We start from the raw sequence: 8,754 nt of genomic DNA, 5'->3' as shown, positions 1-8,754 counted from the left end.
TGTTGACCCTTGCGTACTTTGACCGGCTGGGCGTGCCCAGGCTGTCATGACCTCAAGCTCTCGAACCGCCCGGTGCGGACCCGCATGCCGGGTGGTGTGGCAGGGGTGCAGCCGATAATGGCTGCCCCCTATGCCGATGGGAGGTATTGCATGGCTCGGGGTCTGTGTTTTCATCTGTGGTGTGGGGGTGTGTTGTTTGGGATGCTTCAGATGTCTGTGGGCCGGGCGCAGGCTTCTGATGCGCCCGCTGACAACGCGCATGCCCGGTGGCAAGTGTCGGCTTGGACCGATGAACAGTCTGTGTCCGATGGTTTGCCCGTGCTGGCTCTGGATCGAGCCGACTGGTACCGGGGGTTGTCTGGAGTGGCTTCACCGCACCGGGCGCAGCGCCAACTGCAAGGTGGCTTGGAAGCGACGCATCCCACAGGCTGGCGTTTGGGTGTGCTGGCCCGGTCATTTGCATACGTTCAGGCCACTGAAGATGCTGTTGCGTTGGCTGCACTAATCGCCCAGAAGGTGGATCCTGCGGTTGGTGTTGTGGCCCATGTGGCTGCCATGAGCTGGGGTTGGAACGGTACGGGTCTGAGCTTGGGCTCCCCCTGGATCCCGTTGATGCAGACGGGCCAATGGCGGTGGCGGGCCGATGCTCAGTGGCTTCGGTTGAGAAAGGCCCGCCAAAACCAGTTGGAAGGGCAAATTGCGTACCAAGGTGGTGCGTATGACGTGCATGTGAATGCAGACCGTTGGGGCAATCAGATCACAGGCCCCTTTTTGTCACCGTCGGACCCCACTGGTTGGGGGGGGAGTTTGTCACTGGCGCTGGAAGGTGAACCCATGCCCCATTGGTATCTGGGCATTCGAGCCCACGACATCTTGTCCCGCTTGCATTGGGGATCGTTGGCGCGAGAAACCTCTCTGATCAATTCACAGGTGACAACCCGCAATCCCGATGGATCGCTGAACTATGCGGCGTTGGTCAACGGGCAGCAATCTCTGGAGGTTTGGCAGAAAAACATGGATGTCCGCTGGCAGTTGGATGTGCGTCGCACCATCCAGGGCGAACGGGGAGAGCTGGGGGCGCTGACATGGCGTTCGACAAGCTGGGCCGGGCTAGATCAGCATTGGCTGGGTTGGGCCAGTCCGGTCGGAGGCAGGGGGGTGGCGTGGCTGGTGGCTGTGGAGCCCCAGCGCCGTGTGCTGTCGGGGGGGCTTCATTGGCGTGGGTTGACGCTGGGGCTAGCCACCGATGGCAAGAGCACATCACACACGCAGTACCGCAGTTGGTCGTTGCGCTGGGATGTGCCGTTGTGACGCAACTTTATGAATCTGGCGCAACAAGTGTCTGCTGGCCCAGAAACAGCGCCAGCCCGCGTTCGGCCTTGCTGCGGTCGCTCGGGTGCAGCCACGGACTGGGCTCGGCCTGGCCTGGTGTTCCCAACGACAGCACGCGGGCCAGGTCCAGCAAGGCCTCCTGCGGCCCACTTTTCAGCTCCAGTTCCAGCTCCAGCAACGCCTCGCGCGCCGCACCTGCGCTGATGAAACCCTCGTCCAGCGCCACCTCCACCTGCGCGCCGCCGTGTTCCAGCAGCCAACTGCAGCGCATGAAGTCGGTGCGAAACACCGGCACCAGTTCGCCAGCCAGCGCGGTGAGTTGGCTGGCCAGCGCGGCATCGTCCACCAAGGCCGCAAAGTCAAAGCGGCCCGGCGTGGTCGGTGCCTCCCATTCGTTGCGCCGGCTCAGGCCACCCACGCTGTGGCCAGCGGTTTTCACGGTCAGCAGGGTGCGTTCCCCCACCTGCCGTTCGCGCACCGCCATGCGCTGCTGCATCAGCGCCAGCGTGGCGGTGTCGAAATAGGTGTTGAGCAAGTGCTCGCGGCGCGGCGCTTGCGCCGCCAGCCGCGGGTGGGCCAGCAGGCGTGGCAGGTGCTGGGGGTCCAGTGAGAGCTTGAGTTCGGTTTCTTGTGCCATGGGGCTGTTGCGGTGTTGCGGTGTTGCGATGGGGGTGTTGGGAGGGCATTACACCTTGTAACGCTGTCGGGCGCGTTGCGCTTCAACAATGGGTGCATGTCTGCCTCGAACGTGCCCTGTCCACTTGGACCACGCCCCACAGGCTTTGTGAAAGAACCCCGACGATGAACGCTGTCTTTTTTCCTGACCGTCCTGCAGTCTATGCCCTGGGTGTGGGTGTTGTACTCGCTGCGCTGGCTTTTCCTGCCGCAGCAGAGAAGCCCGAATGGGTTGACAAGCCCGGCAAACATGAGAAAGCGGGCAAGTCCCACACCCAGCGCCCGGTGAACGATGCCCCGCACCGGACCGCCTCGGCACCCGGCGTGTCTGTCCACATCCCGCTGGGTGGCTACTTTGGTGAGCCGCAGCGCCAGGCACTGCGCGACCACTACCAGCCGCAATTCAAGGCCGGCCAGTGCCCGCCCGGGCTGGCCAAAAAAGGCAACGGCTGCCTGCCACCCGGTCAGGCCAAGAAATGGCGTGTGGGCCGCCCACTGCCGAGCGATGTCATCTACCACGCCGTGCCCCACAGCGTGTCGGTGCAGATCGGTCTGCCACCCACAGGCCACAAATATGTGCGCGTGGCGGCCGATATCTTGCTCATCGCCATAGGCACCGGCATGGTGATCGACGCCATTGAAGACCTGAACGGTCTGTGAAGTGTCGGCCTGGTGGGTGTCTGGCCCGTATCATGCAGCCATGTCCGACACCCGCGCCCGCTTCACCCGCTGTCTGTTTGTGTCCCTGTGTGTTTGCGTCGCAGCGCAGGCCGCCGAGCCCGTGGTGCTGGATGCCAGCCGCGACTACCTGGTGGGTGCCTCGCTCGTGTCGTCGGCCGCTCACGTGGGCCAAACCGAGCAGCGCCTGAGCCTGCGCCCCTTGTGGGCTTTCCAGCTGGGCCGTTTCCGCTTCGCCACGGGACGCGCCAGCAGCCTGCTCAGCGTGGGCCGCGACACCGTGGACCCCGGCCTCAGCACCGTGTTGGTCAGCGCCAATGGCTGGCGCTTCACCTCCTCGCTGCGGTACGACGAAGGCCGACGGTCGGACGCCGACCCGCTGTTGGCCGGTCTGCCCGATGTGCGCGACACCCTGCGCGGCCGCGTCTCCGCCAGCCTGGACCTGGGGCCGCGCTGGAGCGGGTCCGTCAGCGGCTCACAAGACCTGCTGGGGCGCGGCGGCGGCTTCTACCTCAACACGGGGGTGAGCTACCGCTACCCCGTGTCCGAGCAGACCTATTGGGACCTGGGCCTGGGTGCCGTGTGGGGCACCGACCTGTACCGGCAAACCCACTACGGCATCTCCTCCGAAGCGGCCCTGGCCACCGGCCGCACGCCCTACCGCCTGGGCGGTGGCTGGGAACGCGTGTCGGTGGGCTGGAACATGACCAGCGCCTTGAATTCGCGCTGGGTGGCGTTTGGGGGCCTGAACCTGTCGCAGCTGCAAGGTGAGGCCGCGCAAAGCCCGCTGGTGGGGCGCAAGGTCGTGTACGGCGCCACAGTGGGGTTGGCTTACCGCAGCCGCTGAGCGAGAGGCGCCATGCCTTGGGGGCGAAACAGGCCATCCGTGCGGTAAGGTTGGGTCTATGGCCATCTTTCCCCAGGGACTCACCCAGATTGACAAGCGCTGCGCCAACGCCGGCGAGCGCCATGTGTTGCACCAGCTCAAGCGTTGCCTGTCCGACGACTACATGGTCTGGCACGACGTGCCGCTGGGCCCCAAAGCGCGGCAACCCGATTTTGTGGTGCTGAGCCCGCGCCAAGGCATTCTGATTTTGGAGGTCAAGCACTGGAAGCGCAGCACGCTGGCGGGCGGCAACCGCGACAGCGTGGAGCTGAAAACCGAGCGCGGCCTGGTCACACAAGCCAACCCGCTGCGCCAGGCGCGCGATTACGCCATGGAACTGGTCAACCTGATGGCGCTGGACCCGCTGCTGGTGCATGGCGACGGGCCGTTCAGGGGCAAGCTGCTGTTCCCTTACGGCTGGGGTGCGGTGTTTTCCGGGCTGGCCGTGAAAGACGTGGCTGGGCTGGATTTTCACAGCCTGTTTCCCGAGCACCAGGTGCTCATGCGCGACGATCTGGACGAGGCGGTGGACGCCGCCGATTTCCAGAACAAGCTCTGGGGCATGTTCACCGTGAGCTACCCGCACACCTTGTCGCTGCCGCAACGCGACCGCATCCGCTGGCACCTGTTTCCTGAAATTCGTGTGGCGCAACAGCCTTCGTTGCTGGACAGCGGCGAGGTATTGCCAGAGCGGGTTTTGCCCGACCTGATGCAGGTGATGGACTTGCAGCAAGAACAGGTGGCGCGCACCCTGGGCGACGGGCACCGGGTCATCCACGGCTCGGCGGGCTCGGGCAAGACCATGATTCTGGTGTTCCGGGCGCAGCAGCTCGCGGCGGCGGCGCAGCCCGACCGGCCCATTCTGGTGCTTTGCTACAACCGCGCGCTGTCGCAGCGCATCGACGGCCAGCTGCGCCAGCGCGGGGTGGACGAGCGGGTGGTGGTGCGCACGTTTCACAGCTGGTGCCAGGAGTTGGTCAAGGCCTACCAGCTGGACGTGCCCCAGGGTTTGAAGGGCACGGCGTATTTCGAAGCCCTGACCCAAACGGTCTGCCGCTCGCTGGAAACCGGCCTGGTGCCGGCCGGCCAATACACCGCGTTGCTGATCGACGAGGCGCACGACTTTGAAGATGCGTGGCTGCAGATGGCGGCGCGCATGGTGACGCCAGCCACCAACTCGCTGCTGGTGCTGTACGACGACGCGCAGTCCATCTACCAAAAGAAGCGGCGCAAGTTCAACTTTGCCAGCGTGGGCATACAGGCGCAGGGGCGCACCAGCATCCTCAAGCTCAACTACCGCAACACCGCCGAAGTGCTGGCCCTGGCCATGCACTGCGCACGCAGTTTGCTGGCCGACCGCACGGAAACCGACGAGGCCATGCCATCGGTGTTGCCCGCCACCGCCGGGCGTCATGGCCCGGTGCCGGTGTTGCTGCTGGCGGATCAACCGCAGGCCGAGGCCGAGTTGATTGCGCAGCGCATGCAGCAGGCCGTGGCGGCGGGCCGCGCGCTGGACGAGATGGCGGTGTTGTTCCGCATCAAGTCGCACATGGACGGTGTGGCGCGGGCCTTGCGGCGCAACGGCCTGGCCGTGCAGTCGATGAACGACCCGGGTTTCAGGGCGTTCGACTGGACGCGCCCCAGCATCAAACTGCTGACGCTGCACAGCGTCAAAGGCCTGGAATTTCCGCTGGTGGTGATCGCGGCGCTGGACGCCATGCCCTACAAAAACGAAGCGATGGAAGACGAGGTGCGGCTGTTGTACGTGGGCATGACACGCGCCACCCACGAGCTGGTGCTGACGACCGCCGCCACCTCGCCCATGGTGCAGCGGGTGCAGAACGCGCTGGAGGCGGTGGCGCAGCAGTTCGCTGCTGCGCGCTGAGGTCAACGGCTCAACGGAGGGAGTCAAGACATTCCCGCACACAGGCGCTGGCCCGAGAGGATGTCTGGCCCCTTCCCCCGCTGGGGGAAGGTTGGAGTGGGGGCTCTGCGCGCCTTTCAAAATGAGAATTGCTGGTGTCCCGGTGCTTCTATGGGCCGTATCTGTTCTTTGATGAAAAAAGGGCTCCAAAAAGACCCCGGAACACCCGAAGGACTCAACCCCCCAGCAACCGCGCCAAATACCGCCCGGTATAACTGCCCTCATGCGCCGCAATGTCTTCCGGCGTGCCCTGCGCCAGCACCGTGCCGCCGCCGGAGCCGCCTTCAGGCCCCATGTCGATCAGCCAGTCGGCGGTTTTGATCACGTCCAGGTTGTGCTCGATCACGACGATGGTGTTGCCCGCGTCGCGCAGCTGGTGCAGCACTTTCAGCAGCAGTTCGATGTCGGCGAAGTGCAGGCCGGTGGTGGGTTCGTCCAGGATGTAGAGCGTGCGCCCGGTGTCGCGCTTGCTCAGCTCCAGCGCCAGCTTCACGCGCTGGGCTTCGCCGCCTGATAGCGTGGTGGCGCTTTGCCCCAGCTGGATATAGGTCAGGCCCACGTCCATCAGGGTTTGCAGCTTGCGGTGCAGCGTGGGCACGGCGCCGAAGAAGGCGTGGGCCTGTTCCACCGTCATGTCCAGAATCTGGGCGATGTTTTTGCCTTTGTATTGCACGTCCAGCGTTTCGCGGTTGTAACGCTGGCCGTGGCAGACCTCGCAGGGCACGTACACGTCGGGCAAAAAGTGCATTTCCACCTTCACCACGCCGTCGCCCTGGCAGGCCTCGCAGCGGCCCCCGGCCACGTTGAAGCTGAAGCGGCCCGGGCCGTAGCCACGTTCGCGGGCGGTGGGCACCTCGGCCATCAGCTCGCGGATGCCGGTGAACAGCCCGGTGTAGGTGGCCGGGTTGCTGCGTGGGGTTCGGCCAATGGGCGACTGGTCCACGTTGATGACCTTGTCGAAATGCTCAATGCCTTCAATGGCCTCGTGTTCGGCGGGCTCTTCGTGCGAGCGGTACAGCGTGCGCGACACGGCGGCAAAGAGCGTGTCGTTCACCAGGGTGGATTTGCCCGAGCCCGACACGCCGGTGACGCAGGTGAGCAGGCCCACCGGAAAGGCCACACTCACGCTCTTGAGGTTGTGGCCGGTGGCGTTGACCACGCGAATTTCTTGCAGCTCGCCCAGCGTGGCCACGTGTGCGGCCTCGCGCGCGCTGCGGCGTTCGGCGGCGGGGCTCATGGGAAAACGCGACTTGATGGGCGCGGCCCTGGCCGCCGCTGCGGCTTTGTTCACCGGCAGCCAGGCGGTGCGCTGGCTCGGCACGGCAATCGTGCGTGCGCCGCTGAGGTACTGGCCGGTGAGCGAGCCGGGCGTGGCCATCACCTCGGCGCAGGTGCCTTGCGCCATGACGCGCCCGCCGTGCACGCCGGCGCCGGGGCCCATGTCGATCACGTGGTCGGCGGCGTGCATCATGTCCTCGTCGTGCTCCACCACCAGCACCGTGTTGCCCAGGTCGCGCAGGTGCTGCAGCGTGGCAATCAGGCGGTCGTTGTCGCGCTGGTGCAGGCCAATGCTGGGCTCGTCCAGCACGTACATCACCCCGGTCAGGCCGCTGCCAATCTGGCTGGCCAGGCGGATGCGCTGCGCCTCGCCGCCGCTGAGCGTTTCGGCGCTGCGGTCCAGGCTCAGGTAGTTCAGGCCCACATCGTTCAAAAACTTCAGCCGCTGGCGGATTTCGTTGATGACCCGCGCCGCAATGTCGCCCTTGGCGCCGGGCAGGTGCAGCACCTGAAAGTAGGCCAGGGCTTCGCCCAGCGTGACGTGGCTGATTTTGTAAATGGGCTGTTTTTGCGCACCCTCGCCCACAAACACGTGGCGCGCTTCCTTGCGCAGGCGTGCGCCGCCGCAGTCGGGGCAGGGCTGGGTGGCGCGGTAGCGCGCCAGTTCTTCGCGCACGGCAGCACTGTCGGTTTCGCGGTAGCGCCGCTCAAAGTTGCGGATGATGCCTTCGAACGGGTGTTTCTTGCTGATCTTCTTGCCGGCCTTTTCGCCCGACTCCAGCGCGTAGCTGAACTTGATTTCTTCCGCGCCCGAACCGTACAGCAGCACCTGCTGCACCGCTTCGGGCAGGCTGTCCCAGGCGGCTTCGGCGTCAAAGCCGTAGTGCGCGCCCAGGCTCTCGATCATGGCGAAGTAGTAGCCGTTGCGCCGGTCCCAGCCCTTGTTGGCGCCACTGGCCAGGCTCAGCGTGGGAAAGGCCACCACGCGGGCTGGGTCGAACACGTCGGTGTGGCCCAGGCCGTCGCAGGTGGGGCAGGCGCCCATGGGCGAGTTGAACGAAAACAGGCGCGGCTCCAGCTCGCCCACGGTGTCGCTGCACACCGGGCAGGCGAACTTGGCCGAAAAGCCGTGCTCGGTGCCGCTGTCCATTTCCAGGGCAATGGCTTTGCCGTCGGCCAGGCGCAGCGCGGCTTCAAAGCTCTCGGCCAGCCTTTGCCTTTGTGGATGGGCTCCCTCTTCTTCCACCGAGCGCACCTTGATGCGGTCGATCACCACGTCGATGTTGTGCTTCTCGGTTTTTTTGAGCGCGGGCAGGGCTTCGGCCTCCACCACTTGGCCGTTGAGCCGAAAACGCACATAGCCCTGGGCCTGCATGGCTGCGAACAGCTCGGCGAACTCGCCTTTTTTCTCGCGCGCCACCGGTGCCAGAATCATCAGCCGGGTGCCCTCGGGCAGGCTCAGCACCGTGTCCACCATCTGCGCCACGCTTTGCGAGGCCAGCGGCAGATCGTGTTCGGGGCAGTGCGGCGTGCCGGCGCGGGCGTACAGCAGGCGCAGGTAATCGTGGATCTCGGTCACCGTGCCCACGGTGGAGCGCGGGTTGTGGCTGGTGGCTTTTTGCTCAATGGCAATGGCGGGCGACAGGCCTTCGATCAGGTCCACGTCGGGCTTGTCCATGAGCTGCAAAAACTGCCGTGCGTAGGCACTCAGGCTTTCCACATAGCGCCGCTGGCCCTCGGCGTACAGCGTGTCAAACGCCAGGCTCGACTTGCCCGAGCCCGACAGCCCGGTGATGACCACCAGCGCGTGCTTGGGAATGTCGAGGTCGATGTTTTTCAGGTTGTGCGTGCGGGCACCGCGCACCGACAGCAGCGCGGCCGTTCGCAGGGCTGCGGCCTGGGCGGGCGAGGGCGTCGGTGGGGTGGGCGCTGACAGCGGTTCCAGGCGCGAGGAGGAGGGCAAGGTGGGGTTCAAGGCGGG

General features: G+C 65.5%; 6 protein-coding genes. 4 read left to right on the top strand and 2 right to left on the bottom strand.

Going from position 1 to position 8,754, the window contains the following annotated elements; translation table 11 throughout:
• Nucleotides 1-300: 300 nt before the first annotated feature.
• A complete protein-coding gene (locus Q7J58_RS21515) occupies nt 301-1,311 on the top strand; it encodes a hypothetical protein (RefSeq protein WP_304831973.1) in 1,011 nt (336 codons plus the stop codon).
• A gap of 7 nt (nt 1,312-1,318) precedes the next feature.
• Here the strand turns inward: Q7J58_RS21515 and Q7J58_RS21510 are convergent, their stop codons facing one another.
• Complete coding sequence (locus Q7J58_RS21510; protein ID WP_304831971.1) at nt 1,319-1,969, bottom strand: CYTH domain-containing protein; 651 nt, start codon at nt 1,967-1,969, stop codon at nt 1,319-1,321.
• Between the two features lie 164 nt (nt 1,970-2,133).
• Here Q7J58_RS21510 and Q7J58_RS21505 point away from each other — a divergent pair, with 164 nt between their 5' ends.
• From Q7J58_RS21505 to Q7J58_RS21495, 3 genes are read left to right on the top strand one after another with little or no spacing between them, the layout of a single operon-like run.
• Complete coding sequence (locus tag Q7J58_RS21505) at nt 2,134-2,667, top strand: hypothetical protein (protein WP_304831969.1); 534 nt, start codon at nt 2,134-2,136, stop codon at nt 2,665-2,667.
• Between the two features lie 40 nt (nt 2,668-2,707).
• On the top strand, nt 2,708-3,532 hold the full coding sequence (locus tag Q7J58_RS21500) for a MipA/OmpV family protein (RefSeq protein ID WP_304831967.1): 825 nt from the start codon (nt 2,708-2,710) through the stop codon (nt 3,530-3,532).
• Nucleotides 3,533-3,590: 58 nt separating this feature from the next.
• Nucleotides 3,591-5,456 carry a 3'-5' exonuclease gene (locus tag Q7J58_RS21495; protein WP_304831966.1) on the top strand — a complete coding sequence of 622 codons (1,866 nt, stop codon included), beginning with the start codon at nt 3,591-3,593 and terminating at the stop codon, nt 5,454-5,456.
• A 214-nt stretch (nt 5,457-5,670) separates the two neighbouring features.
• Here Q7J58_RS21495 and uvrA read toward each other — a convergent pair whose 3' ends face one another.
• Nucleotides 5,671-8,661 (bottom strand): excinuclease ABC subunit UvrA, encoded by a 2,991-nt coding sequence (gene uvrA / locus Q7J58_RS21490; protein WP_304831977.1) that lies wholly within the window; start codon nt 8,659-8,661, stop codon nt 5,671-5,673.
• Nucleotides 8,662-8,754: the final 93 nt, after the last annotated feature.

The sequence above is a fragment of the Hydrogenophaga sp. genome (assembly GCF_030656115.1).
Taxonomy (GTDB): domain Bacteria; phylum Pseudomonadota; class Gammaproteobacteria; order Burkholderiales; family Burkholderiaceae_C; genus Hydrogenophaga.
This window is presented reverse-complemented; position numbering and strand designations above follow the sequence as displayed.